This window comes from Georhizobium profundi (genome assembly GCF_003952725.1).
Classification (GTDB): Bacteria; Pseudomonadota; Alphaproteobacteria; order Rhizobiales; family Rhizobiaceae; genus Georhizobium; species Georhizobium profundi.
The window spans coordinates 2,293,556-2,319,977 of record NZ_CP032509.1 but is presented as its reverse complement, the minus strand read 5'-3'; the positions used below and the strand labels follow the sequence as shown (position 1 = coordinate 2,319,977).

Below are 26,422 nucleotides of genomic sequence, written 5' to 3'. Positions count from 1 at the left end.
CAAAGCCGCAGGCGCCACAGCGCCGGCGGCTCCTACCTATTCGTCACGATAGACCTTCTCGCGCCGCTCGTGGCGCTCCTGGGCCTCGATCGACAATGTCGCGATTGGACGTGCGTCCAGCCGCTTCAGGCTGATCGGCTCGCCGGTCTCTTCGCAATAACCGTAAGTGCCCTCATCGATCCGCTGCAATGCTGCATCGATCTTCGAGATCAGCTTGCGCTGGCGATCGCGCGCACGGAGTTCGATGGCCCGATCCGTTTCCGAAGAAGCGCGGTCGGCAATATCGGCATGATTGGCATTTTCCTCGGCCAGATTGTCGAGGGTCTCGCGCGCTTCGCGGAGAATGTCGTTTCGCCAGGCAACGAGTTTGGCCCGGAAATAGGCCCGTTGCTTGACGTTCATGAATTCCTCGTCCTCGGAGGGAACATAGGAAGAAAGGTCGATCTTCTCACCCACCACGAATCTCCCCGAACCGTTGGCTGGGCCGCTGTATAGCCACTGAGAAAACTGCTCGCAAGCGCAAAAGATTTGCCGTTTTTCACATTAGCGTGCGATTCGCGTCCACTTAAATGCCTCAATTCACTTCGTTATTTTCGCATCGCCTCATAAACCAATTGAATTCTGCCCACCACACGAGAGGTCGCCCAACGATCCTCGCTTGCCTCTGTGCCCAAGTTCACCCTATTTCAGCAGGATGATCGCGACCCCCATGCTTCGCATTTATCTGCTGCGCCACGCGCGCGCCGTCTGGGCCGAGCCCGGCACGCGAGATTTCGATCGCGCACTGGATGCGCGGGGCCGCGAGGACGCACGTGCGCTGGGGCTCGAAATGGCGGCTAAGGATCTTCGCCCCGACCGCGTCATCTGCTCGTCGGCCAAGCGCTGCCGCGAGACCTGGGATCTCCTGGCCGAGGCGCTGCCCGTCTCCGACGTCACCTTCACCGAGACACTCTACGTCGAGGGCCAGGCAGGCTATCTCGACATCATCCAGGACCTCGAGGATACCGGATCGGTCATGCTCGTCGGCCACAATCCCATGATCGAAGATACGACCGCAGCCCTTCTGGAACGCGACGGCGGGACGATCGGCGCGGAGCTCCGTCGCGGCTTTCCCACCTGCGGCCTCGCCATCATCGACCTGACGAACGCCGCGTCCGGCATGTCTGCCCGCAAGGCCACTTTGCATGCCTTCCTGAAGCCAGTCGAAGCCTGAGGGCAGCCGATCGCGACGACGCTGCCTTTTATCGCGCAGTCTCCACGCCTATATCGCGCAGGTTCCTACGTGATGTGAGAGGCCTTGCCTGTGGCGCGTTCGCTGACGACTTTTTCCGATGAGGCGCGCATTGCCTTCGACAACATCGCCGACCGTGCCGCGGGCCTGATCCATCCCTCCATCCGTTTCGGTGTCACGGGCCTGTCGCGGGCCGGCAAGACGGTGTTCATCACCGCACTGGTTCACAATCTCCTGCATGGCGGTCGCCTGCCGCTCTTCAATGCCCACCACACCGGCCGCATCGCGCGCACCTATCTGGAGCCGCAGCCCGACGACGACGTCCCGCGCTTCCAGTACGAAGATCACGTCCGCGCGCTTATCGAAGACCGGCTCTGGCCGGATTCGACCCGCGCCATCTCCCAGCTTCGCCTGACGGTCGAATACGAGTCCGCAAGCGGCTGGAATCGCATGCTGTCTGCCGGAAAGCTGTCGATCGATATCGTCGACTATCCCGGCGAATGGCTGCTCGATCTTCCTTTGCTGGCCCAGGACTTCCGCGAATTCAGCGCCAATGCCGTCGAGCTCGCCCGTTCGCGCGCCCGCGCCGATCTCGCCGAGCAATGGCTTGCCCGCGCCACGGCCATCGACCCGAAGGCGACCGCCGACGAAACCAGCGCCCGCGAGCTTGCGCAGCTCTTCGCCACTTATCTCAAGGCCTGCAAGTCGGACGCCCGCGCGCTCTCCACCCTGCCGCCCGGCCGCTTCATCATGCCGGGCGATCTTGAAGGTTCGCCCGCGCTCACCTTCTCGCCTCTGCCCGATCTGCCGCCCACAGGCAGCGCGCCGAAAGGCTCGGTCTGGGCAATGATGGAGCGCCGTTTCGAAAGCTATAAGCAGGTCGTGGTGAAGCCGTTCTTCCGCGAACATTTCGCCCGCCTGGACAAGCAGATCGTGCTCGTGGACGCGCTTCAGGCGATGAATGCCGGCCCCGACGCGGTGCGTGATCTGGAACGCGCGCTCGGCGATATCCTGTCCTGCTTCCGGACCGGCCGCAATTCGCTGCTGACCTCGCTCTTCACGCGCCGCATCGGCCGCGTGCTGATCGGCGCCACCAAGGCCGATCATCTCCACCATGAAAGCCATGACCGGCTGGAAGCCATCGTCCGCCGGCTGGTCGATCGCGCTGCCGAGCGCATCCACTATTCCGGTGCCGGCATCGATGTGATGGCGCTCGCCGCCGTGCGCGCCACCCGCGAAGCCAGTATCGACGAGGGCGGCGAGACGCTGCCCGTCATCGTCGGAACGCCCATTCGGGGCGAGAAGATTGCCGGGCAAACCTTCGACGGCGAAACGAAAACCGCTGTGTTCCCAGGGGACTTGCCGGAGAAACCGGATTCGATCTTTGAAGCGCTGGACCAAAAACCACATGGCGAGCCGGTGACCGACATCAATTTCGTCCGCTTCCGCCCGCCGCAGCTGGAACGAACCGCGGAAGGCATCACCTTGTCCCTGCCCCACATCCGGCTCGACCGTGCCCTTGAGTTCCTGTTCGGGGATGACCTCGCATGAGCGACAACGACCGCCGCATGCCACCGCGCCGCCCCGCGGTCTTCACCGTCGGCAACGAACCCGCTGCCGCGCCACCCAAGGCTGAAATCCGCGCCAAGCCGGCGCCGGAGCGTCCCCGCGCGCCCGTTGCGCGCCCCGCCGAGAAGATCGTGATCGACGAAATCGATCCGTTCATCGCACCGGACCCTATCGATCCGGAAAGCATCGCCGAAGCCAACGCTCTAACGCCGCCGCCGGCCATTGCGCGCAAACCCGGCTTCTCGTTCGGCAAGCTCGCGGCGGGAGCCTTCGGTATCCTCATCTCGCTTGCCGTCGGCATCTGGACAGACAGCCTCATCCGCGATCTCTTCGCCCGTTCCGATTGGCTCGGCTGGGCGGCGATGGGAACGGTTGCCGTCTTCGTCTTTGCCATGCTGGTCGTCGTCGGCCGGGAAGTGTTCGCCCTCATGCGTCTGTCCGCCGTGCAATCTCTCAAGCAGTCGGCGGTCGAAGCACTGGCTGAACGAAAGCCCGCCAAGGCCCGCTCCGTCGTCGCCCAGTTGGTAACCCTCACCGTGGACAAGCCCGAGACGGCACGCGGTCGTGCCGCCATCGCCGATATGGAAGGCGAGATCGTCGATGGTCCGCAGCTTCTCGCCTTTGCGGAAGCCGAGCTCCTTGCACCGCTCGACGTCCAGGCCCGCCGGCTCATCCTCAACGCCTCCAAGCGCGTCTCCATCGTCACGGCCGTTTCGCCGCGCGCCATCGTCGATCTCGCCTATGTGCTTTACGAAAGTTCCCGCCTCGTGCGCGCAATGGCGACGCTCTATGGCGGCCGCCCCGGCGCGCTTGGCCTCATGCGGCTCTTCCGCGATGTGATCGCCCATCTCGCTGTCACCAGTTCCATCGCCGTCGGCGACAGCCTCGTGCAGCAGCTCGTCGGCCACGGCGTCGCTTCCAGACTGTCCACGCGTCTCGGCGAAGGCGTGATCAACGGCCTGATGACGGCCCGCATCGGTATCGCCGCCATGGACCTCTGTCGCCCGCTGCCGTTTCGGGCGGTCAAACGGCCCGGCATCGGGGATTTCGTGCAGGATCTCACCCGCGTCGCATCCCGTGAAGAATCACGCGTCGCAGCGGCTTCGGAAACCACCCGTTAACCATTCTCGGCGATCCTCAGCGCAAGCTTATCTTGCGTCACGAGTAAGGGTCGTCCCATGGGCATGAAGCACCGTATCGCAGCCGCTCTCCTCTCGGCTGCCGCATTTGCCGCTCCCGCCCAGGCGGCCGATCAGGCGTTCTTCAGCAACGTCTCGGGCGTGTGGACAGGGCCCGGCGAGATCGTCGCCGGCAAGTATCAGGGCACCAAGTTCAACTGCAGCCTCACCGGCACTCCCGTGGCCGATGCCGAAGCCGGCATCGCAATGGATGGCTCCTGCCGCGTCGGCGTGTTCAGTCAGAAAATGTCAGCCGTGATCCGCAAGGTCTCGGGCGACTATGAGGGCCGCTTCCTCGATGGCGCCGCAGGCGAAGGCCTCGACATCACCGCCGGCCGCGTCGATGGCGACCGTGTGCTCATGGCCATCGAACGCAAGCAACTCGAAGGCGCGATGGTCGCCCGCATGCTGGATGCAAACACCATGAACGTCACCGTGTCCGTCAATGTCGGCGACAGCATGGTGCCGGTGATCGGCATGACGCTCGCACGCAACCTCGACACCATGGCCGTCGGCTCCGTTCAGTAGGACGACAGCCACCACTCAGCCTCGCCGATCCGCTCGATTCCCGTCGCGTCGATCTTTGCCGCCCATTCCGCGATGCTCCTGCCGTCGACCAGAATGTCGGGAGCGATTTCGGCGAGCGGCAGCAGCACGAAGCCGCGATCCGTCATCCGCGGATGCGGAACGATGAGCGTTTCCGTCCCGATCGTCTCGTCGCCATAGGTCAGAACGTCGATGTCGATCGGCCGCGGCCCCCAGCGCGTCGCTCCTGCCCTGTCCCGTTTCAGCGCCTTTTCGGCATCGAGGCAGGCGGCGAGCAGATCGTCGGCCGAAAGCCGCGTCGTCATCAGAGCCGCACAGTTTAGAAAATCCGGTTGCTCCGTCAGCCCCCAGGGCGGCGTACGGTAGAGCGAGGAGACCGCGGTCACCTCCGTGTCGTCGCGCTGATCCAGCATGGCGAGCACCGCCCGCATTGCACCCGCAACATCGCCGATATTGCCGCCAAGACCGAGTGCGGCCGTCACCGGCCCCTCAAGCACGCGCGACATGCTCGACCGTCACCTCGACATGATCCAGTACGCCCGGCACCGGTGCGTTCGGCTTGCGGATGGTGATCCGGGCGACCGTGATCTCACCGAACCGCTCGCACAGCGCGCGCGCCACATCCATCGCCAGCGCCTCGATCAGGAAGCGCCGCTTGCCGGTCACGATCGCCTCAATGACCTGAAACGCGACGCCGTAATCCACGGTCTCCGCAATCGCGTCGTCGCTCAACGCGCTCGGCGCATCCACGGTCAGATCGGCATCCACGAAGAAGCGCTGGCCAAGAAACTCCTCAGCGTCGTGCACGCCGTGGCGCGCGAAGAAGGCGCAGTTCTTCAGGTGAATTCGGTAGGTCATCAAACGTCGCTTCCGGTTTCCTGGGCCAGCCTGTCGCACATCGCTTCGGCGACCGAAAGGGCGTCGCGGCTTTTCGCGACGTCGTGGACGCGGAAGATTCGCGCGCCAGCCACCCGCAGCAATGCCGTGGTCGCCGCGGTCGCCACGTCGCGATCGCCGGCTTCCCTGCCCGTCGCCGCCCCGAGGAAGCGCTTGCGCGAGGTCCCGACGAGAAACGGTCGCCCGAGTGCGTGCAACGTGTCAAACCGCGCCATCAGCGAAAAGTTCTCGCCGCTGTCCTTGGCAAAGCCGAAGCCCGGATCGAGCACGATCTGCCGCGCGTCCAATCCCGCCTCTTCGGCGATCGCAAGCGATCGGCCGAGAAAGACCATCTGGTCCTCGATCACGTCCGGCAGTTTTTCGCGTCCGCGCCCCGTATGCATGACGACGAGCCCCGCTCCCGTTTCACGCGCCAGTTCAGCCATGCCCGTTTCGCCCTGCAGTCCGGAAATGTCGTTGATGATGTGGGCACCTGCTGCAACCGCTAGCCGCGCCGTCTCCACCCGGTAGCTGTCGACTGAGATCAGCACCTGTCTGCCCCCGGCAAGATGGTCCGCAACCGCCTTGATCACCGGCAACACGCGCGCCTGCTCGGTCGCAGCATCGACCGGGTCGGCACCGGGGCGGGTCGATTCTCCGCCGACATCGATAATCGCGGCGCCTGCATCCGCCATCGCCTCAGCTTCGGCAAGCGCCGCTGTGACATCGGCGAACCGACCGCCGTCGGAGAACGAATCCGGTGTCACGTTGAGAACGCCCATCAGCAGGCCGCGCCGGCTGAGATCGATCTCGCGGCCATGACCGACGCGCCAGATCCAGCGATCGGGCCGTTCAAAGGGCTGGTCTTGCATCGATGCATCTCTCCGGCAAATTCAAGCGCTTGTGACCTGCTGCCTGTTGCATCGCCCGAACGCATGACGCAAGCTGTTTGCGTGCGCTTGTCGGACCGGGGCTCGTCCCTCGCCTCAGGCTGATGGAATGATCTGGATCACGACGCCGTTTGATGGAAATGGCAGGATGATCCCGCGCAATCGAGGCTGGCAATTCTTGTATCATCGTTTCGCACGCGCCGCGGCAATCGCGGGTCTTGTTGTCGTTGCTGCCGTGTCGGCGCCGTTTTTCATGGGTTCCGCCGAAGCCGAGACGGTGATCACCAAGTCGTTTTCCTATTTTCCCGTCCGCGGCCGCACCGCCGCTGATCTCGACGAAGCGTTGTCCCAAAGCGGTCCGCTCCTCCAGGGAACCGGCATCCGTCATCCCGGCGCGACGGAAATGCGCTTCGGCGGCAGCGTGACCTATGCCGACCAGGGCACGCGCTGCACCGTCGATTCCGCCCGCATCACGCTCGACACCAAGATCATCCTGCCCCGCTGGACCCAGCGCCGCCGCGCCGAAGCCGACCTCGCCCTCATCTGGGATACGTTGTCCGGTGACATCAAGCGCCACGAAGAACGCCATGCCGAGATCGCGCGTCAATACGCTCGCAAGCTGGAAAGCGACGTGAAGGGCCTGCGCGCGCAGCCCAACTGCGAAGCCATGGAAACCGAAGTGGCCCGCATCACGGAAAGCGTGCTCGCCGAACACGATGCGGAGCAGGCGCGCTTCGACCGCATTGAGGCGATCAACTTCGAGCGCCGCATGGTGCGTCTGCTGCAATACCGGCTCGAGCAGATCAAGGCCGCGGAATAGCGCGGCCAGCAACGTCCATCAACTTCCGATACAGAATCGACAATTGGTCGTAATGCGCACTGCGTGCGCCTCACCGCATCGAGGCCACTCAGGCAGCCATCAAGAATTCGCTTGAAGAAACTCTTGGAAAGCTTTGATCATTCGGCTGTAATCCAGCTGATCAACTGACCGGTGTTGCAATTTTTCCCCAGAATTCGCGCAAATTCACACCCACGAATTCTTGGAGTGGCGACTCAGTCGCGTATCGCTTACCATCTCATTACTGGTTTCGATAGCACGACATGTAGTTTCCGGTTTGAAGTCTCTCTGTGGCCTCCCTGGCGCATTCGGTTTGACGGGCGTTCCTTCCACCCGGTTTACGATGCGCACAACTGCACCCCGCTGCGGCACGCACATGCACGGCAGCGGGGTCTTTTTTGCGCGTATCGTTCTCTAAAGGCTGAGGGGAACGTGCTCGGCGTTACTTGACGCCGAGCTTCTTCTGCAGGCTCGTCGAAGACGTAGTGTACTGGAACACCACCTTTGCTTCAGGGTGAGCGATCTTCTTCGCCGCATGCGCCATCAGCGCCGCTTCGTGGAAGCCCGAGAGGATCAGCTTCAGCTTGCCCGGATACCAGTTGATGTCGCCGATGGCGAAGATGCCGGGCTCAGACGTCTCGAACTTCTCGGTATCCACCTTGATCAGGTTCTCATGCAGATTGAGACCCCAGTCGGCAATCGGCCCGAGCTTCATCGTCAGGCCGAAGAACGGCAGCAGACGGGTCGCATTCACCTCGACGTCGCCGTTCGGCCCCTTGATCGTCGCGGAGCGGATCTGACCATCTTCGCCGGTGAGCCCCGTGACCTGACCGATCTCGAAAGCAAGCTCGCCCCGTTCCTGCAACGCGAACATCTTGTTCACGCTGTCCGGTGCCGCGCGAAACTCTGGACGACGGTGCACCAGCGTCACGGATTTGGCGATCGGCTTCAGGTTCAGCGTCCAGTCGAGTGCGGAATCGCCGCCACCGACAATGAGGATGTCGTGGTCGCGGAATTCCTCCATCCGGCGCACGGAATAGAAGACGCTCTTGTCCTCGAAGGCCTCGATGCCCGGGATCGGCGGGCGCTTGGGCTGGAACGAACCGCCTCCGGCCGCGATCACCACGATCTTCGCATGGAAAATCTCGTTCTCGTCGGTCTCCACTTCGAAGCGCCCGTCATCGAGCTTCTTCAGCGCCGTGACCATGCGGTTGAAATGGAATTCGGGATGGAACGGGGCGATCTGCTCCATCAGCCGTTCGGTCAGGCCTGCGCCCGAGATTTCAGGCCATGCCGGAATGTCGTAGATCGGCTTTTCCGGATAAAGCTCGGCGCACTGGCCGCCCGGACGATCCAGAATGTCGATCAAATGGCAGCGAAGATCATAAAGTCCGAGTTCGAACACGGCGAAGAGCCCGACCGGCCCTGCCCCGACGATGACGACATCCGTCTCGATCACATTCCGCATCGATCGTGCTTTCCTGCTGGCCGGGCCCGGCAGACATCAATGCCGCCGCTCCGCGCCGATTGTTGCTTGTTTTTGGGTCGCGCCCAAAATGGGCGCTGCCTTTCCGATGAAATGATGGCTGTCGTTTATCCGCATCGCTGGCCGGGATCAAAGGCGATCCGTCCTAGTCTTCGGCCCGAAAGCGGAAAATCTGTGCGCCGGCTCGCCCTTGAGTACCGCTCAAGCCTGGCGCTCGGGCACGTGAACCACGAGACCGTCAAGCTTGTCGGACACCCGGATCTGGCACGAGAGGCGCGAGTTCGGTCGCACGTCATAGGCAAAATCGAGCATGTCTTCTTCCATCGCTTCCGGCTCGCCCACTGCCGCCTTCCAGGCGTCGTCCACATAGACGTGGCAGGTCGCGCAGGCACACGCGCCGCCGCATTCCGCCTCGATGCCGGGGACCGAGTTGCGGATGGCATTTTCCATGACGGTGGATCCGTTCTCGGCTTCCAGTTCATGGCGCGTGCCGTCGAAGGCGACGAAAGTGATGGTGGTCATTCAAGGACTCTCCGCTGGCAGGTGCGCCTGTCTCTCTTGAGAATTACGGCAGGAGGATCGGCGATCCGACCTCCATGCGCAAAACCCCGACGACTGGCAATATGCTCAAGCCGCCGAGTTAAAGAGTGAAACGGGAAAGTCAAGGAATGGCGGTCCGCCTGCGCATTTATGGCGCGCGGGAAACTGGCCTTGCCAGAAGTCCTATCGCGAAAGACGCAGCAGGAAGTTCTCGACCGCGACGACGGCTTCGCACAGCGCTTCCACGCGTTCCGCATCGTCCGGCATCTCTTCCAGTCGGGCAGCCTGATCCGCCACGTTGAAAGCGCCGATGCCGCGGGCCGAGCCCTTCAGCGTGTGGGCGATGCCGACGCGATCCTTGCCTTGGCTGGCATGGATGCTGCGCACGCAGTCACGTGCCTGGCGCAGAAACAGCCGCAGCACCTCAGCTTCGAGATCCTTCTGCCCCATGGTCTGCCGGGCGAGATGGTCGAAGTCGATGGGACGCTCGGCGGATGTCATGCGGCATTCCGTTTCGGGACGATTGAAGGCAATTGCATAGGCAGGCATGGGACAAGGGTCTCTGAAGATGTGTTTCGATGGTGAACATAAACCCGGGCAACACGCCGGCAATTTAACGCAAGCGGGGCAATACCGAGAAAACTTCGCGGCATGGTTAACGCCCGGTAAATAAGAAAAATTTGCGGCATTCTGCGGCCGAAATGTTAAAAAACCCCGTCTTACTTCATGACGCTCGTGTGGACGGAAATGCGACACGAATTGTTAAAGTATCGGCTTTGTGCCACTACGATACGGATGGACTGCCCATGCGCAGGCCGCTTTTTATGCCTTGGCGACGATGATGTCGCCGGTTTCACCGTCGGGGCTGGAACAAGAGGCATGCGAAGCGGGTGAGTAGATGTGCATGACGCGCAATTCGCTGCAGGCGATGATCGCCGGTGGTTGTGAGTAACGAGGCGTGACGGACATGGCGAAGAAGACGGCAGCCAACGAATCGATCGATGACAAAGCGTTCCAGGCCCTCGAGGACGCGCTGACCATCGATTTCAACGATGATGACGAGCGCGCGCTCCTGGACGAAATGTCGTTCGAGGAGCTGGAGACCCAGGTCTCGCAGGCCGCACGCGAGCTTGCCGAAGCGGATCGGGAAGCCGAGCGCACAGCCGCCCACCGCCCTGCCCGCACCACATCCAATCCTGTCGGCGACGCCAAGGCTTCCGCCGCGGCCGGAATCACTGCTGCCAACGCGCCTGCCACCATGCGCCGCGCCGCAGCGCCCCAGCCTCAGCCGCAGCGTCCTGTCGAAGATCGCACCAGCCAGCCTGCCAACGATGACGGCCGCCGTCCGACCGCCTTCATCCTGCGCAGCCTCGATAGCCAGAAGTCGCGCGCCTATTTCCGCACGGCTCTCATCATGTCGGCCCTGTGGCTCGTCGGCGCCATCGCCGTCGCACATCTCCTTTTCTCGCCCGAAATCTGGCAGATCCGCTCCGTTGCCGACCTCATGGCCATGCCGCCGGCGGTCATCCTGCTGATCGCGACCTTCCTGCCGATCATGATGTTCTTCGCCTTCGCGGCGATGATGGCACGCGCCCAGGAACTGCGGACCGCCGCCCGCTCCATGGCTGAAATCGCGCTGCGTCTTTCCGAGCCGGAGACGGTCGCTGCCGATCGCATCATTTCGGTGGGCCAGGCCGTGCGCCGCGAAGTCTCCGCCATGAACGAAGGCATCGAGCGCACCATCGCGCGCGCCTCCGAGCTCGAAACCCTTGTACATTCCGAAGTGAACGCGCTGGAGCGCAGCTATTCCGACAACGAAATGCGCATCCGCTCGCTGGTGCACGAACTCGGCACTGAGCGCGACGCCATTGTCAGCCATGCCGAGCGGGTCCGCGCTTCCATTTCCGGCGCCCACGAGCAACTGAAGGACGAGCTGTCGACAGCCGGCGACGAAATTTCCGCGCGCATCGCCACTTCCGGCGAAGGCGTTGCCCGCCTGCTCGAAACCCGCGTCACCGCACTGACCGCCGGCGCGGACGATGCTTCCCGCGCGCTGGACACGATGCTGACCGGCCGCACCGAAAAGATGCTGGAGACGCTTGCGCGCTCCACCGATACGCTCGGCAAGGAATTCGACAGCCGCATGGACTCGCTCGACCACCAGCTGGTCGTACGTGGCGAAGCGCTCCTGTCGCAGTTCGAAACCCGCGCCTCGTCGCTCGACACCAACACCGAGCGCCTGAACCAGGCGCTGAACGAGCGCGCCAAGCAACTCAACGACACGCTCATCGCCCGCACCCGCGAAATTTCCGAAAGCCTCCGCGTCGGCGAAGCTGCCGTCAATCGCGGCCTGGACGACGTCATCGCCGCCCTCAATGCCACGCTCGACGAGAAGGGCGCGAATTTCCGCCATTCGCTCAAGTCCAGCGTCGAGGATGCGATCGTCGATCTCGACCTGCGCTCCGGCTTCTTCGAGGACAAGCTGCAGGCAACCGTCGGCTTCCTCAACACTGCCTTCGATGACAGAGTTGCGGAGTTCACCAACGCCTTCGATCAGCGTTCCGGCACGCTCGATGCCAAGCTGTCCGAAGGCCTTGCGCGCATCAACCAGACTGTTAGCGGCAGCAGCGAAGCGATCGACGGCATCCTGTCCTCGTCGCTGGAGCGCATCGGCGCATCGCTCGGCGAACGCTCCGAGCAGCTGTCCGGCATGCTGTCGGGTGCCCATGAGCGCATGACCGGCGCGCTTGCCTCGCAAAGCGCAGGCATCGCCAGCGCCCTTGCCGAGCAGAACGATCGCCTCGCCACCAACCTGTCGGAAGGCAATGCGCGCCTTTCTGCCACGCTTTCCGAAGCCGCCTCGTCCATCGACGCCACCTTCGGCCAGCGCAGCGAAGCCCTCGCCGGCACCGTCGCCGCCCTCAATGATCGCCTGGCGGGCACGCTCGAAGTTCACGGCGCAGCGCTGGAGCGCACGCTCAGCGAACGCGGCGAAGGCCTTGCCGCCCGCATCGAAGCCATCGATGCCCGCGTTGCCGAAACCCTCGACAGCCGCAGCGATGCGATCGAGCGCACCTTGGCCGAACGCACCGACACGCTCGCCATCCGTCTCGGCGGCCTCAACGATCGCCTCGGCGAAACGCTGGAACAGAACGCCGCTCTCATGGAGCGGACACTTGGCGACCGCGGCAGCGAACTTGCCTCGCGCATCGAGAGCGTCAACGATCGCCTCGGCGACACGCTGCGCCACGAGGGCGACGCCATCGAGCGCACGCTGTCCGAGCGCGCCGACACGCTTGCCTCGCGCATCGAAGGCGCCAATGAGCGCCTCGCCGGCACGTTCGAACTGCACGGCCCGGCGATCGAGCGCACCTTCAGCGAGCAGAGCGAGGCCCTTGCCGCATCGCTCGCCGCGCAGAGCGCAGCCATCCACTTCACCATGAGCGAGCGCCAGGAAGCCATGGAGCGCCTTCTGGACGAGCGCAGCGAGGCACTCGACCGCTCGCTCGCCGCGCGCGCCGATGCCATCACCGGCCGCGTCTCCGAAGGCTCCATGCGCATCGAACTGGCGCTCGAAGAAGGCGCAAGCCTCATCGACCGTGCTCTCACGCAGAGCAACGACCGCTTCGCCGATACGCTTGAAAAGCGCGCCGGTGGGCTGTCGACCATCGTCGATGGCGGTGCCGAACGCATCGAAGCGAGCCTCACCGGCACCGAAGAGCGCCTGTCTGCCCGCCTTGCCGAAAGCGAAACCCGCATCGGCGGCGCGCTCGAAGGCCGTGTCGGCGCCATCGAGGACACCATCATCGCTGGTGCCGACCGGATCGATCTCGCCATGCGCTCCGCCGGCGACAATTTCGATCTCCGCCTCGACGAGACGGCCAGCCACATCGCCCAGACCCTGCATCGCGGCACGTCGGCCATCGACACGGCGCTGGCAGGTGGTGCCGAGCGCATCGAGGCGGCCTTCGGCGATCGCGCCGCAGAAATCGGCTCTGTGATCGAAACCGGCGCGAGCCGCGTCGAACTCAGCCTGCGCGACGCAACGACCGGATTCAACGAGCGCCTGGAGCGCACCGAGACGGGCATCCGCACCGTGCTGGACAGCCGCGCCGAGCGCATCGAAGCCGCATTCGGCGATCGCGCCGCAGAGATCGGCACCGTTGTCGAAACCGGCGCAAGCCGTGTCGAGGAGAGCCTGCGCGAGGCGACGACCGGCTTCAACGAGCGCCTCGAGCGCACCGAGACGGGCATCCGCACCGTGCTGGACAGCCGCGCCGAGCGCATCGAAACGGCCTTCGGCGACCGTGCGTCCGAAATCGGCGCCACCATCGAAAGCGGCGCGACCCGCGTCGAGGCGAGCCTGCGCGATGCGACGACGGGCTTCAATGACCGCCTGGAGCGCACCGAAAGCGACATCCGCACCGTGCTCGACACCCGCGCGGCACGCATCGAAACCGCCTTCGGCGACCGTGCGTCCGAAATCGGTGCCACCATCGAAAGCGGTGCTGCCCGCGTCGAGACGAGCCTCCTCGATGCCACCACTGGCTTCAACGAGCGTCTCGACCGCACCTCCGACGACATCCGCACCGCCCTTGCCGCGCGCGCCGATGCCATCGACACGGCGCTTGCCGGCGGTCTCGGCACCATCGATGCAGCGCTTGGCGCCCGCGCCGGCGAACTGGAGGCGACCATCACGTCGGGTGCGGATCGACTCCGTTCGGCGATCGAAGAGGCCAGCGCGCCAATCTCCAGCGGCTTCGCCGACAGCGCCCGCCACCTGGAAGAGACGCTCGCCCGCCATTCCGAAGCCTTCGAGATCAAGGCCGGTGGCGCAGCCGAGCGTCTTGCCGAAACCCTCGACAGCCGCGGCGCCCATATCGAGGAACGCTTCTCGACCATGGACACGGCGCTGGGCATGGGCCTCGACAACGTGGCCCGCACCATCGAAGCCAAGGCCGGCAGCCTGGCGAGCCGCCTGCGCGATGCCGTTGCCCAGGCGACCGGCGATCTCGATGCGGAAGCCAACCGCGCTGGCGAGACCCTGTCGGGCGTATCCGGTGCCTTCGCCGAGCGTCTCGGCCGCGAGAGCGAGGAATTCGCCCGCCAGCTCGACGAGCGCCTCAATGTCCGCACCAACGAGATTGCCGAACGCGTCGAGGAGATGACCACGCTCATCGATCGCTCGCGTGCGCTCTTCGGCGAAAAGGCCGATGCGATCTCCGACACGATGCGCACCACCGGCTCGCTGCTCACCCAGCAGTCGGAAGACCTGACGACACGCCTCACCGCCCAGGCCGAAGCGCTGACCGCGAAGCTCTCCGAGCAGAGCGATCTCATCGGCGGCAAGCTCGACGAGACCGAAAAGGCGCTCACCGTCCGCAACGAGACGATCCGCCAGACGCTCGACGAGCGCACCCGCGAGCTCAACTCGATGCTGGCAAGCCGCTCGGCCGAGCTGTCCCGCCTCATCGACGAGCAGGCCCGCCCGCTCTTCGACCGGCTTGCAAGCTCCACCAGCGGCGCGGCTGAAGAAATCGCCCGCTCCGGCGCCGAATTCGCCGCCCGCGTCGACGAAGCGACCCGCGAGGGCCGCGACCGCCTGCGCACCGAGAACGACGCGCTCATCCAGGCCCTGTCGGCGCGCACCTCTGAAACGCTCGCCGCCGTTGCCTCGGCGGAAGACAGTCTGCGCGGCAACGTGCTCGCCCTTGTTGACCGTCTTTCCGAAAGCAATGCCGCCATCGCCGAAGTGGTCGAGCGTGCCGCCGACAATCTCGGCTCGGTGGATGTCCGCCTGACCCAGACGACCGAAAGCTTCGTCGGCTCGGCCGACAAGGCCGCCTCGCTCGTCGCCAGCTCCACGCGCCTGCTCGAAAACAACGTCGAGAAGCTCGATGGCATCTCGTCGCGCACGCTGTCGCAGGTTGGCCAGATCGCGCACCGCTTCGACGAGCATTCCCGCGTGCTTTCCTCCGCCTCCGATCTACTGGGCGCCGCGCAGTCGAACCTCGCCAGCACGCTAGAAGAGCGCCGCGAAGCACTGGAGCGCCTGTCGGTTGGTCTCGTGTCACGCTCCGAGCAGATCGAAGGCACGATGCGCTCGCTCGAAGACATCGTCGAAAAGGCATTTGCCCGTGCCGACAGCCTGGCAACCGGCACGGCCTCCAAGCTGAAGTCCGGCCTCGGCGGCTCCATCGAGGAAGTCGCACGCCTGCTGCAGGAAACCGAAGGCCGCTCCGCCACGACCGCCGACCTCGTCCGCAAGGCGACGCGCGAAGCCGTTGAGGAGGCCGTCGCACGCTTCGCCGGTGCCACCGACGAGATCCGCCGTGCCTCGTCCGAAATCCGCAAGGAGCTCGGCGCCACCCGCGAGGAACTGAAGCGTGGAGCCTTCGACCTGCCGGAAGAAACGCGCAGCAACGCCGCCGCGATGCGCCGCGCCGTCGCCGAGCAGATCCAAGCCCTGAAGGACCTCTCGCACATCGTCGAACGGTCGGATCGCGCGCTCGACGTGTCGAGCCGCAACGACACGACCCAGACGCTTGCTCAGCCCCGCGCGCAGGCCGCCGCACCCCAGGCCGCAGCTCAGCCTGCGCCGCAGCCGGCCGCCCAGCGTCCTGCCGCACCGGCCGCCACGCCTGCGGCAAGCCCGGCGCCCGCGCCATCGGCGTTCCAGGCCGCTCCGCGTCCGCAGATGCCAGGGGCCTCGGCGCCACTGCGTCCGAGCCTTGCCGGTGATGCCGGCGCGACGAGCTCGACCAGCCGTCAGGGTGGATGGGTGAGCGACCTCCTGCGTGGCGCCTCGCTCGACGAGACCGATGCCCCTGCACCGCAGCAGCCCGCCCGTCCGCAGGCAGCGGCTCCGGCGCCGCAGCAGGCCCCGGTCCGCGATGGCCGCAATCCGCGCCATGTTGTGGAATCGCTGAACTCGCTCTCCGTCGACATCGCCCGCGCGATCGACCATGAAGCATCGGTCGAACTTTGGCGCCGCTACCAACGCGGCGAACGCGACGTCTTCACCCGCAAGCTCTACACGCTGAAGGGCCAGCAGACCTTCGACAACATCCGCGACAAATATGCCCGCGAGCCGGAATTCCGCACGGCCGTCGATCGTTACGTCACCGATTTCGAGAAGCTGCTCGCCGACGTCTCGCGCAACGACCGCGACAACATGATGACCCAGACCTACCTGACCTCCGACACCGGCAAGGTCTACACCATGCTCGCCCACGCCGCCGGCCGCTTCAAATAAGCGCCGGAGGCCCAGGCCAGAACCAACATAACCGCCGCGAGCCACAAGGGTCGCGGCGGTTTTTTTGCCCGATGTTCAGTCGATGTACGGCCGGATGCCATGTGCGGATGAACGGCGCTCCTAGCGCTCAGCACAGCCCCTTGGGCCGACAGAGCTAGCCGCTCCAGCCCGTCGGCCGCTTCGCTCTGTTCGCACGCAGTGAGAGACTTGCAGCGTCCAAAGCATCCACGCTCAACGTGGGCTGCGCCTGCGGTCAGGCCAACGTTTTAGGTCGGCGACACCAGCAGTATCTTTAGCACCTGAGCTGCGCCTACTCGCAACAAAAAACCCCGCTGGCATCGCCAGCGGGGTTTCTGAGACGTCGTGCTGATTGCGTCCGGTCAGATACTCTGCATCGTCCAGGCGATGATCTCGGGCACAATCGAGTTGAAGGCTGCGTCGAGCGAGCGAACATAGGTCTCGTTGCCCGTGCCGGCGACTGGGGCGCTGCCGGTGAAGACGCGCTGGGCGATGACGGTGCCGTCGCGGTCGTTGATGAGGCGCAGCGACAGCTCCACATTGGCGCGCGGCGAGCCGTAGGCCAACACCTCGAAGCTGCGGATATTGGTCAGAAGCTGGAAGTCGATCGCAAGGCCGTCGCCCGAGCGCCCGACGCCGCCAAGCTGGCCGGTGTTCTCGAACGCTTCGATGAGCTTCGATTCCACGATCCGCGGCAGGCGGTCGTTCCACTGCGAATTGGTGAGATACTGCACCTCAGAATCCGAAACGCGAACGACGATCTGTTCGCTGTCGAGCAGCTTCAGCGCGCTCGGCTCCTGAATGAGCAGCTGGCGTCGCTGCGCCGCCGGCACGGCTGGCGCGGCCGGTGGCGAGGTCAGGGCGAACGTGTCGTTCGGAGTGGAGAAACCGGGAAGGCCGGCGCAGCCCGAAAGCGCTGCCGCAACGGCGATGATCGACAGGAAACGCTTCAGCAAACGAGAAATCCTTTCATCAAAAGGCAGTCGGCGCCGCAGGCAGTGGCCGCCGGAAAAAGGGAGTGTCCGAGGGTGACGCAAGCGCGTTCCCCTCGCCGATCTTGCTGTCCGTTTCGCATCAGCGGCGCACCCGGCCGTCGAATTGCTGCACGTCGTCGCCACCGAACAGCAGACGCTGCGGGTTGCGCTCGATGGAGGAGATGCTCCGCTCGATCCGATTGATCGAACGGCGGGTCTCCACGATCAGGGATTCCACGTCACGCAGGCCGCTGTTGGAGAAGCGCTCCAAATTCTCCGCGATCGGCCCGACGCGTCCATTGATGTTGTCGGCCACGCTGCGGAACGAGGCGATCGCCGCTTCCGCTTCGGCAAGCAGGTTGGAGGCATCGCCCTCGCCCAGGAACCCGTCGACCTTGGCGAGCACGCCATCGACTCGCACCGAGGCGGCGTTCAGCCGGTCCGCCATCTGCGTCACATCGGAGATGAAGGCATCGATGTCGCCTTCGCGGGCCGCGAAGCTTCCCGTCACGCGCCGCGTGTCCTCAGCTGCCTGGCGCACGCTGTCGCTGGCGGATGCGATGTCGGTCAGTGCCTGGTTCACCTGAGTGGAATCGATCGCCGAAGCAACGGCGGTGAACGACTGTACGGCCTGCTGCACATCGGCCAGCAGGTTGCGCACATCTCCCTCGCCAAGCGCGGTATCCACCTTTGCCACCACACTGTCGACGCGGGTCGAAACCGCGTTCAGCCGGTCGGCCATCTCCGTCACGTCGCTGATGAAACGGTCGACATCCTCGCCGCGTGCATTGAAGCGCTCGGTAATCTGCGCCGTGTTCTCGATCGCTGCACGGGCGTCGGCGCTTGCAGCCGAGATGTTGTCCACGAAGAGGCCAACCTGGGCTGCATCAACGCTGGCGATGATCTGGTCGACATTGCCGACGATCTGGTCGACGCGTTCGATCGAGGCGCCGGCAGTCGTAGCAAAGTTCTCGAAGGTCGCCACCGTGTCGCGGAAACTCGCCACGACTTCCGTGACGTCGCCGGACGCCACCGACAGATTGGCGGTCACGGTGTCGACATTGGTAAGGATGGAATCGATCTTCTGGCCGTCGATCGAGGTCATCAGCTGCTCGGCGGCAGCCATCGTCGTGTCCAGCCGGCCGGAAAGCCCTTCGAACGTGGAGGACAGAGCGCCGACGCTCTGCAGGAACTGGTCGATATTATCGGCATTGTCGGTCAGCGCACGCGAGAAGGTCTCGGTGTTGCGCAGCGTGTTGGTCAGCGGTCCGCGCGCATCGACGACGAAGCCCTCGATTTCTTCCACCACGTCATTGGCGCGCGTCAGGATCTGGTCGGCCGTCGACAAAAGGTTGGTCACGCTCGAAGGATCGGCCGTCAACTGCGCCGGCACGCCGCTGTCCATTGCCTCGAGCAGAATGTTTTGCTGTCCCGGCGCCTGTCCCGCGCTCAGCTCGATATAGGCAGCGCCCGTCAGGCCCTGGATCTCCAGAATGGCCTGCGTGGCTTCCGTCACGGGCGCATCGGCGCGCACATCGGTCCGCGCCACGACGAAGCTTGCGTCGTTCTCGTCAATCGTCAGTCCGCGCACGGAGCCGACCGAGATGCCGTTGAAGCGCACCGGCGATCCCACGCTCAAGCCGTTGGCCGAGCCCGGAATGCGCACGTTCAGCGGCGCCATCTGGCTTTGGTTGCCGTAATTCGTCATCCAATAGACGAATCCGAAGGAGGCGACGAGCACGAGGACCGTGAACAGGCCGACAATGGCGTAGTTGGCTCTTGTTTCCATACTGCTTCTATCCGTTCATCGTTCCGGCATCGGCGCCGGCTCGGTTCGGCTGTCCGTCTTTGCGGACGATCGAGCGCGCCCGCTTGCCGTGGAAATAGGACTGGATCCATTCGTCGTCGAAGGCCAGCATCTCTTCGATCGTGCCCTGCGCCTTGACCTTCTTGTCCCCCAGCACCGCAATGCGGTCGCAAACGGAAAACAGGCTGTCGAGGTCGTGGGTCACCATATAGACGGTGAGACCCAGCGTATCGCGCAGGCGCGCGATCAGCTCGTCGAATTCCGCCGCACCGATCGGGTCGAGGCCCGATGTGGGCTCGTCCAGAAAGACGAGATCCGGATCGAGCGCCAAGGCCCGCGCCAACGCCGCGCGCTTGATCATCCCGCCCGAAAGCTCCGACGGATACCGGTCCGCCGCCTGCGGCGCGAGGCCCACCATCTCGATCTTGAGCATGGTGAGTTCGTCCATCAGCGATTGCGGCAGATCGAGATATTCCCGCATCGGCACCTGGATGTTCTCGCGCACCGTCAGCGACGAAAACAGCGCCCCCTGCTGGAACAGCACGCCGAGCCGCATGTCGAGCGCCATGCGTTCGGCGTCCGACACGTTCTCGTAATCGTGCCCGAGGATCCAGACCTTGCCGCTCTGGCGCGGCAGAAGCTTCAGCACGGTGCGCATGAGCACCGACTTGCCCGTGCCCGAAGGCCCGATGAAGCCCAGGATTTCACCGCGATAGACGTCGAGATCGAGATCCTTCAGCACCGTGTTGCTGCCGAAGGAAACATTGACGCCACGCACGGACAACACCGTCTTGCGGCTCGCCCCGCTCGCATCCGTCGCCTGCATGTCTGTCGTGTCGGACATCGAGGCTCCTCAGAAATCGATTGCGGCGTAGAAGATAGCGAAGAGGCCATCGACCAGGATGACGACGAAGATCGCCTTCACCACCGCAGCGGTGACGTGCCGGCCAAGCGATTCGGCGCTGCCGCCGACCTTCATGCCTTCCACCGAAGCGACGATGCCGATGATCAGCGCCATGAACGGCGCCTTGATCATCCCGGCGATCAGCGTCGATACGTCGGCCGCTTCCTGCAGACGCGCAAGGAACGTATCGGGCGTGATCCCCGAATAGCTCCAGGCGACGACGCCGGCACCAAAAAGGGCGGAGAAATTGGCAATGACCGTCAGAAGCGGCAACGCGATCGTCAGCGCCACGAGCCTTGGGAAGATCAGCACGCCGATGGGGTTCAGGCCCATCACCTTCAGCGCGTCGACCTCCTCGCGCATCTTCATCGAGCCGATTTCGGCCGTGATGGCGCTGCCGGAGCGGCCGGCAATCATGATCGCGGTCAAAAGCACGCCGATCTCGCGCAGCTGCAGAATGCCGACGAGGTCGACCACGAACAGCTCCGCACCGAAATAGCGCAGCTGGAACGCGCCCTGCTGCGCGATGATCGCGCCGATGAGGAACGACATCAGCGCGATGATCGGAACGGCGCGCACGCCCATATGGTCGATCTGCGACACGATCGCGGCCGGCGAAACGCGCGCGTTCTTCTCAAGCTTCTCCTGCGCGCCGCGCACGGCCGAGCCGAGAATGAACAGAGACGCGACGATGTCGTCATAGACCGCGTAGACGACCTTGCCGGTAGGCTCGAAGAAGCGCTCGAAAAGCGGCTTTTCCTTCTTTGGCGTCCGGCCGTCATGCAACTCTTCCGGCACGGCGACGAGAAGCGCCTTTTCAGTCTCGTCGGCGCCTTCCACCGAAAAACCGATGCGCTTGGCACGCATCTGCGCCTGCAGGCGCCGCACCAGCCAGGCGCCGGCGGTGTCCATTTGGCTCACGGCGCTCATGTCGACGATGACGGCGCGCGCATTGGTGCTGGCCTGGAAGTCGGTTAAGGCGGCATTAACCTCCTTTACCCCATGGTGGCGCCAGTCGTCGGACATCGCCAGCCGTACGGTGCCATCTGCCTCGTCGCGAATGTCGAGGCGCGCCTTGCCCATGATGCTGGTATCCGCGCCGCGCGCAGAGCTGCGCGGGGCTGCGTCATCAGCATGTCCGGGATTGACGATAGCATCCACCATTCGCGAAGCCTTATCCGCTCAATTCTTCACTGTCACGCGCACATGACACCGGGTCACAGGCGTTTGAACAGCCTTCATGTCTTTTTTGAAACCGGCGTTGCCCGCCTGCATCTGCAAGAGCTTATGGACGCTGCATTGACCGGCCCGCGAGGTGGCACGCAATGCCCATTAGAGCCAATAACGCCATTGCAACAAATGCGGTTCCACCGAATCGGTCAAACAGATAACCGGACAGCACCATAGCCGTCGCCATGGTCGCACCGCTCGCCATGAAGAACAGGCCCTGCGCGCCCGCCTCCTTTTCTTCGCCCATATGCATCACGATCAACCGCTGCATGCCGAGAAACACGACGGAGAAGCTGCCGGCGTGCAGAAGCTGCATCGCGAAATACCAGCCGGCACCAAGATCGATCGGGAAAAGCGCCCAGCGCAGCGCGGCAATCAGCCCGCCGACCACGATGATCCGCGTCACGTCGATATGGCCGATCAGCCGACGCGACACCTGGAACAGCGCAACTTCCGCGACAACACCCGTCGCCCAGAGCGCGCCGATGACCGTGCCCGAATAACCGAGCTGGCCCCAGTAGATGGCCGAGAACCCGTAAAGCATCGCGTGGCTGGCATGGATCGTTGCCCCGCCGATCAACATCACGACGAACGGCCGGTTGGTGAGCAGCCCGGCCTGAGTGCCGCTTGCGAGCGCTGAAGGCCGACGCGGCTGCCCGACCCGCGGCACCATCAGCGCCGCCCCGAAGGTCGTGATCTGGCCAAGGATCAGAAGCGGCAGGACCGCGCCCGCCCCTTGCCGCGCAATCACATAGCCGCCGATGACATTGGCGACAACGAAGGCGACAGAGCCCCAAAGCCGCACCCGGGCATAATCCGTCCGGTACCGCCGCACCCCGGTGATGGTGATCGAATCGATGATCACCACATGCGGCGCAACCACGATCGCCTGCGCCAGCACGACGATGAGCAGCATCCAGAAGCCATCCACGACGAAAAGCAGCGCCGTCACAAGGATCGATAGGAAGGCGGTCAGGATCAGCACATGCGCCCGGTCGGCCGCGCGGTCGGCATAGGCGGCAATCAGCGGCGTCGTCAAAATGCGAACGAACATCGGCAAGGACAGCAAGAGCCCGATCTGCCAGTCTTCGAGCGACAGCGATTTCAGCCAGACAGGGAAATACGGGAGCATGATCCCGAAGGCGAGAAAGGTGCCGAAGAACCCCACCCCGGCGCGAAGCGCAAAAGCAGGCGGCGCCGTCTCGATCGCCCCGGAACTGGCCTTATCACCCTGCATCGCCCGCCTTTCGCCAGCGACTGCCGGCGCAACGCCAGCCACCGCATGAGATGGCGCGACCGTTACACGAGTCCCGCGGGCTGAGCCAAGCGGCAAACATCGCCAAGCGCCTTCGTCGTTTCCTTCGATCCGGCGATCTGCTTCATTACCTGCGACAGGCGGGGGACGACGTCGTGCCGACCGAAGACGACAAGGTTCAGATCATGAAATTTCGCGCCATGCTGAAGGTGGCGATCCGCGATCAATCAGATCCGGCCATCCTCGCGAAGCTCCGCCTCGCCTTGTCGAGCATAGAGAAGGCCGGCCGCAATGAAGTAGCCTTTGAGGACGAAACCGAGGCCTTCATGCTCTTCTTCAGTGGCAAGCTGCGCTGAGCCTTCGCTCAGGCCGCCTCCACCTCCCGCAATTTGACCTGGGCAACCGGCGGCGCGAGCAGGGGCGGCGTGGTCGTCGGCGTGGTTTCGGCGCGCAGCACCCGCCACGTCAGAAGCGTCATCTCGCCGTCGAGCGTCTCGCCGATCGCGGTGCAGCTCTCCACCCAGTCGCCGCTGTTGATATAGGTGATTCCGTCCATATCCTCGATCGCCGCATGGTGGATGTGGCCGCAGATCACCCCGTCGACCTCGTGCCGGCGCGCTTCTTCCGCCACCACTTTCTGGAATTCGCCGATGAAGTTCACCGCCTGTTTCACCCGGTGTTTCGCCCAGGCCGAAAACGACCAGTACGGCATGCCGATGCGACGCCGCAGAACGTTCAGGACGATGTTGATGCCGAGCGCCGCGTCATAGGCCCAGTCGCCGAGATAGGCGAGGAACCGGGCATGGCGCACCACCACGTCGAACTCGTCGCCATGCAGCACGAGATAGCGCTTGCCGTCGGCCGCCTGGTGGATCGTGTTCGTCTTCACCTCGATTCCACCGAAATGAATGCCGGGAAAATCGCGCAGGAACTCGTCGTGATTGCCGGGGATGTAGATGATGCGCGTGCCCTTGCGCGCCTTGCGCAACAGCTTCTGCACCACGTCGTTGGCATCCTGCGGCCAGTACCAGCTGCGCTTCAGCCGCCATCCATCGACGATATCGCCGATCAGAACGATCGTCTCGGCCTCGTGATACCGGAGGAAGTCGATGAGATGGTCCGCCTTGGCCGACTTCGAACCAAGATGCACATCGGAGATGAAGAGCGTTCGAAAGCGGCGCACGGCGGCTTCATTCGTGTCCTGTGACATGTCGCATCCTCTGGCTTCATGCGCACGGATAATCAGAGTCCTGTTTCAGTTGGATGACATCGGCCGGAAATGGCGGAAACATCGTCGTCAGACTGGACAGCGGCGACACTTATCCGCAAGACACTCCGGACCATCGCGCGGGCGGGCGAAGCGGTGCGCGCCCCGCACCATTGTATTCGGCAGGCAGGACGTGAGCGCGCTATGACTTTGAAGGATCAGAACGGACCCAAGACGGATCGCAACAAACCGGCGTCCGGCGATCTCGACGAGAACGCGCTCTTCTATCACCGCTATCCGCGCCCGGGTAAGCTCGAGATCCAGGCCACCAAGCCGCTCGGCAACCAGCGCGATCTGGCACTGGCCTATTCGCCGGGCGTCGCCGCACCCTGCCTCGCCATTCGCGACAATCCCGATCGCGCCGCCGACTATACGAGCCGCGCGAACCTCGTTGCCGTCGTCTCCAACGGCACGGCCGTGCTCGGCCTCGGCGCCATCGGCCCGCTCGCTTCCAAGCCCGTGATGGAAGGCAAGGCCGTCCTCTTCAAGAAGTTCGCCGGCATCGACGTCTTTGACATCGAGATCGATGCGCAGGAAGTCGACCGCATGGTCACGGTCATCTCGGCGCTCGAGCCCACCTTCGGCGGCATCAATCTCGAAGACATCAAGGCGCCGGAGTGCTTCGAGGTCGAACGCCAGCTGCGCGACAAGATGGACATCCCCGTCTTCCACGACGACCAGCACGGCACGGCAATCATCGTCGCCGCCGCAATCCTCAACGGCCTCGAGCTCGCCGGCAAGTCGATCGAGAACGTCAAGATCGTCACCGCCGGCGCCGGTGCCGCCGCACTCGCCTGCCTCAACCTGCTGGTGGCACTTGGCGCGAAGCGTGAAAACATCTGGGTCCACGATCTCGAAGGCCTCGTCTATGAGGGCCGCACCGCGCTGATGGACGAGTGGAAGGCCGTCTACGCCCAGCCCTCCGACAAGCGCAAGCTGATCGAATCGATCAGCGGTGCCGATGTCTTCCTCGGCCTCTCCGCAGCCGGCGTGCTCAATGCCGAGATGCTGGCGGACATGGCCGAGAAGCCGCTGATCATGGCGCTCGCCAATCCCACGCCTGAAATCATGCCCGACGAGGCACGCGCCGCTCAGCCCGACGCGATGATCTGCACCGGCCGGTCGGACTATCCGAACCAGGTCAACAACGTGCTTTGCTTCCCCTACATCTTCCGCGGCGCGCTCGATTGCGGCGCCCGCACGATCAATGAGGAGATGAAGCTCGCTGCCGTGCGTGCCATCGCCGGCCTTGCGCGCGAGGAACCGTCGGACGTCGCCGCCCGCGCCTATTCGGGCGACACCCCGGTCTTCGGACCGGACTATCTCATCCCCTCGCCCTTCGATCCGCGTCTCATCCTGCGCATCGCGCCGGCTGTCGCCAAGGCTGCCGCCGAAACCGGCGTCGCCCGCCGCCCGATCGCCGACTTCGAAGCCTATATGGATGAGCTGAACCGTTTCGTCTTCCGCTCCGGCCTCATCATGAAACCGGTGTTTTCCGCCGCCAAGGCCGCCGAGAAGAAGCGCGTCATCTTTGCCGAAGGCGAGGACGAGCGCGTGCTGCGCGCCATCCAGGTTCTTGTCGAGGAGGGCCTCGCACGACCGACCCTCATCGGTCGTCCAGCGATCATTGACGTGCGTCTGCGCCGCTATGGCCTGCGCGTACGCCCCGGCACCGATTTCGACCTCATCAACCCGGAAGACGATCCGCGCTACCGTGATTATGTCGACGAATATTTCGCGCTCGTCGGCCGCAAGGGTGTCACGCCCGAAGCTGCCCGCACGACCGTGCGCACAAACGCCACGGTGATCGCCGCGCTCGCGCTCCGCCGCGGCGAGGCCGATGCGCTCATCTGCGGACTGGAAGGCCGCTACGCCCGCCATCTGCGTGACATCAGCCAGATCATCGGCAAGCGCGAAGGCGTCATCGACTATTCGGCCCTCAGCCTGCTGATCTCGCAGCGCGGCGCCACCTTCTTCACCGACACCTATGTGTCCTACGATCCAAGTGCGGAAGAACTGGCTGAAACCACCATCATGGCAGCCAACGAGATCCGACGTTTCGGCATTGAGCCGCGCGCGGCCCTCGTCTCGCATTCGAACTTCGGCTCGCGCGATTCCGCGAGCGCCGAGAAAATGCGCCGCGCCACCGAACTGGTCCGCAAGCTCGATCCGGACCTCGAGGCCGATGGCGAAATGCACGGCGATTCGGCGATTTCCGCCGTGCTGCGACAGCGCGTCATGCCGAGCAGCGGCCTCAGCGGCGAGGCCAATCTCCTGGTCTTCCCGAACCTCGATGCCGCCAACATCACGCTCGGCGTCGTCAAGACGATGACCGACGCGCTGCATGTCGGTCCCATCCTGCTCGGCACTGCCCAGCCGGCGCACATCCTCACGCCGTCCGTCACCTCGCGCGGCGTGGTCAACATGGCAACGCTCGCCGTCGTGGAAGCGTCGCAGCCTCACTGAATTTCACAGGATCCAGCTGGCATTTTTGCACCAGCTGGGTCCTGTTCTTTATCCGACGCAACAAAATCCGCTCTGCCGCATTAAGGCTAAAA

At 64.2% G+C, this 26,422-nt stretch carries 21 protein-coding genes; 8 read left to right on the top strand and 13 right to left on the bottom strand.

Annotated features, from left to right (window positions below):
• Positions 1-36 precede the first annotated feature (36 nt).
• A complete protein-coding gene (gene dksA / locus D5400_RS10965) occupies positions 37-456 on the bottom strand; it encodes an RNA polymerase-binding protein DksA (protein WP_126010056.1) in 420 nt (139 codons plus the stop codon).
• Positions 457-709: 253 nt separating this feature from the next.
• Here dksA and D5400_RS10960 point away from each other — a divergent pair, with 253 nt between their 5' ends.
• From D5400_RS10960 to D5400_RS10945, 4 genes are all read left to right on the top strand, one after another.
• On the top strand, positions 710-1,213 hold the full coding sequence (locus tag D5400_RS10960; RefSeq protein WP_164527862.1) for a SixA phosphatase family protein: 504 nt from the start codon (positions 710-712) through the stop codon (positions 1,211-1,213).
• A 90-nt stretch (positions 1,214-1,303) separates the two neighbouring features.
• Positions 1,304-2,782 carry a YcjX family GTP-binding protein gene (locus tag D5400_RS10955; RefSeq protein WP_126010054.1) on the top strand — a complete coding sequence of 493 codons (1,479 nt, stop codon included), beginning with the start codon at positions 1,304-1,306 and terminating at the stop codon, positions 2,780-2,782.
• Positions 2,779-3,921 carry a YcjF family protein gene (locus D5400_RS10950; RefSeq protein ID WP_126010053.1) on the top strand — a complete coding sequence of 381 codons (1,143 nt, stop codon included), beginning with the start codon at positions 2,779-2,781 and terminating at the stop codon, positions 3,919-3,921. Before D5400_RS10955 ends, D5400_RS10950 begins: the two co-directional genes overlap by 4 nt.
• A 57-nt stretch (positions 3,922-3,978) precedes the next feature.
• The gene (locus D5400_RS10945; RefSeq protein WP_126010052.1) at positions 3,979-4,506 is read left to right on the top strand and encodes a hypothetical protein; all 528 of its coding nucleotides are present in this window, start codon (positions 3,979-3,981) and stop codon (positions 4,504-4,506) included.
• Here the strand turns inward: D5400_RS10945 and folK are convergent.
• The 3 genes from folK to folP are packed head-to-tail and all read right to left on the bottom strand — an operon-like array spanning position 4,500 to position 6,272.
• The gene (folK, locus tag D5400_RS10940) at positions 4,500-5,030 is read right to left on the bottom strand and encodes a 2-amino-4-hydroxy-6-hydroxymethyldihydropteridine diphosphokinase (protein ID WP_126010051.1); all 531 of its coding nucleotides are present in this window, start codon (positions 5,028-5,030) and stop codon (positions 4,500-4,502) included. The two genes, D5400_RS10945 and folK, sit on opposite strands and share 7 nt — an antisense overlap.
• On the bottom strand, positions 5,014-5,382 hold the full coding sequence (gene folB / locus D5400_RS10935) for a dihydroneopterin aldolase (protein WP_126010050.1): 369 nt from the start codon (positions 5,380-5,382) through the stop codon (positions 5,014-5,016). The genes folK and folB overlap by 17 nt, the downstream gene beginning before the upstream one ends.
• Complete coding sequence (gene folP, locus D5400_RS10930; RefSeq protein WP_126010049.1) at positions 5,382-6,272, bottom strand: dihydropteroate synthase; 891 nt, start codon at positions 6,270-6,272, stop codon at positions 5,382-5,384. The genes folB and folP overlap by 1 nt, the downstream gene beginning before the upstream one ends.
• Positions 6,273-6,438: 166 nt before the next feature.
• Between folP and D5400_RS10925 the strand changes: the two genes are divergently transcribed.
• A complete protein-coding gene (locus D5400_RS10925) occupies positions 6,439-7,110 on the top strand; it encodes a DUF922 domain-containing Zn-dependent protease (protein WP_126010048.1) in 672 nt (223 codons plus the stop codon).
• 460 nt (positions 7,111-7,570) lie between these two features.
• Here D5400_RS10925 and D5400_RS10920 read toward each other — a convergent pair whose 3' ends face one another.
• The 3 genes from D5400_RS10920 to D5400_RS10910 form a co-directional block, all read right to left on the bottom strand.
• Entirely contained in the window at positions 7,571-8,596 is a 1,026-nt protein-coding gene (locus D5400_RS10920) for an NAD(P)/FAD-dependent oxidoreductase (protein ID WP_126010047.1), read from the bottom strand.
• A 219-nt stretch (positions 8,597-8,815) separates the two neighbouring features.
• Complete coding sequence (locus tag D5400_RS10915) at positions 8,816-9,136, bottom strand: 2Fe-2S iron-sulfur cluster-binding protein (RefSeq protein ID WP_126010046.1); 321 nt, start codon at positions 9,134-9,136, stop codon at positions 8,816-8,818.
• A gap of 201 nt (positions 9,137-9,337) precedes the next feature.
• Positions 9,338-9,703, bottom strand: a complete 366-nt coding sequence (locus D5400_RS10910) for an Hpt domain-containing protein (protein WP_126010045.1) — start codon at positions 9,701-9,703, stop codon at positions 9,338-9,340.
• A 418-nt stretch (positions 9,704-10,121) separates the two neighbouring features.
• Between D5400_RS10910 and D5400_RS10905 the strand changes: the two genes are divergently transcribed.
• A complete protein-coding gene (locus D5400_RS10905) occupies positions 10,122-16,409 on the top strand; it encodes an apolipoprotein A-IV repeat region-like domain-containing protein (RefSeq protein WP_126010044.1) in 6,288 nt (2,095 codons plus the stop codon).
• A gap of 380 nt (positions 16,410-16,789) precedes the next feature.
• On the opposite strand, the gene D5400_RS10900 is transcribed toward D5400_RS10905, so the two are convergent.
• The 5 genes from D5400_RS10900 to D5400_RS10880 form a co-directional block, all read right to left on the bottom strand.
• The gene (locus tag D5400_RS10900; protein ID WP_425364876.1) at positions 16,790-17,383 is read right to left on the bottom strand and encodes an ABC-type transport auxiliary lipoprotein family protein; all 594 of its coding nucleotides are present in this window, start codon (positions 17,381-17,383) and stop codon (positions 16,790-16,792) included.
• Positions 17,384-17,501: 118 nt separating this feature from the next.
• A complete protein-coding gene (locus tag D5400_RS10895) occupies positions 17,502-19,190 on the bottom strand; it encodes an MlaD family protein (protein WP_126010043.1) in 1,689 nt (562 codons plus the stop codon).
• 7 nt (positions 19,191-19,197) lie between these two features.
• Positions 19,198-20,052: an ABC transporter ATP-binding protein gene (locus D5400_RS10890; protein WP_164527861.1), complete on the bottom strand. Its 855-nt coding sequence runs from the start codon at positions 20,050-20,052 to the stop codon at positions 19,198-19,200.
• A gap of 9 nt (positions 20,053-20,061) precedes the next feature.
• Positions 20,062-21,195 carry an ABC transporter permease gene (locus D5400_RS10885; protein ID WP_126010042.1) on the bottom strand — a complete coding sequence of 378 codons (1,134 nt, stop codon included), beginning with the start codon at positions 21,193-21,195 and terminating at the stop codon, positions 20,062-20,064.
• A 202-nt stretch (positions 21,196-21,397) separates the two neighbouring features.
• Complete coding sequence (locus tag D5400_RS10880; RefSeq protein ID WP_126010041.1) at positions 21,398-22,579, bottom strand: MFS transporter; 1,182 nt, start codon at positions 22,577-22,579, stop codon at positions 21,398-21,400.
• Positions 22,580-22,752: 173 nt separating this feature from the next.
• On the opposite strand from D5400_RS10880, the gene D5400_RS10875 reads away from it, so the two are divergent.
• On the top strand, positions 22,753-22,953 hold the full coding sequence (locus D5400_RS10875; RefSeq protein ID WP_126010040.1) for a hypothetical protein: 201 nt from the start codon (positions 22,753-22,755) through the stop codon (positions 22,951-22,953).
• 8 nt (positions 22,954-22,961) lie between these two features.
• Here the strand turns inward: D5400_RS10875 and D5400_RS10870 are convergent, their stop codons facing one another.
• Positions 22,962-23,807 (bottom strand): UDP-2,3-diacylglucosamine diphosphatase, encoded by an 846-nt coding sequence (locus D5400_RS10870; protein WP_126010039.1) that lies wholly within the window; start codon positions 23,805-23,807, stop codon positions 22,962-22,964.
• Positions 23,808-24,008: 201 nt separating this feature from the next.
• Here D5400_RS10870 and D5400_RS10865 point away from each other — a divergent pair, with 201 nt between their 5' ends.
• Positions 24,009-26,330 carry an NADP-dependent malic enzyme gene (locus D5400_RS10865; protein ID WP_126010038.1) on the top strand — a complete coding sequence of 774 codons (2,322 nt, stop codon included), beginning with the start codon at positions 24,009-24,011 and terminating at the stop codon, positions 26,328-26,330.
• Positions 26,331-26,422 lie beyond the last annotated feature (92 nt).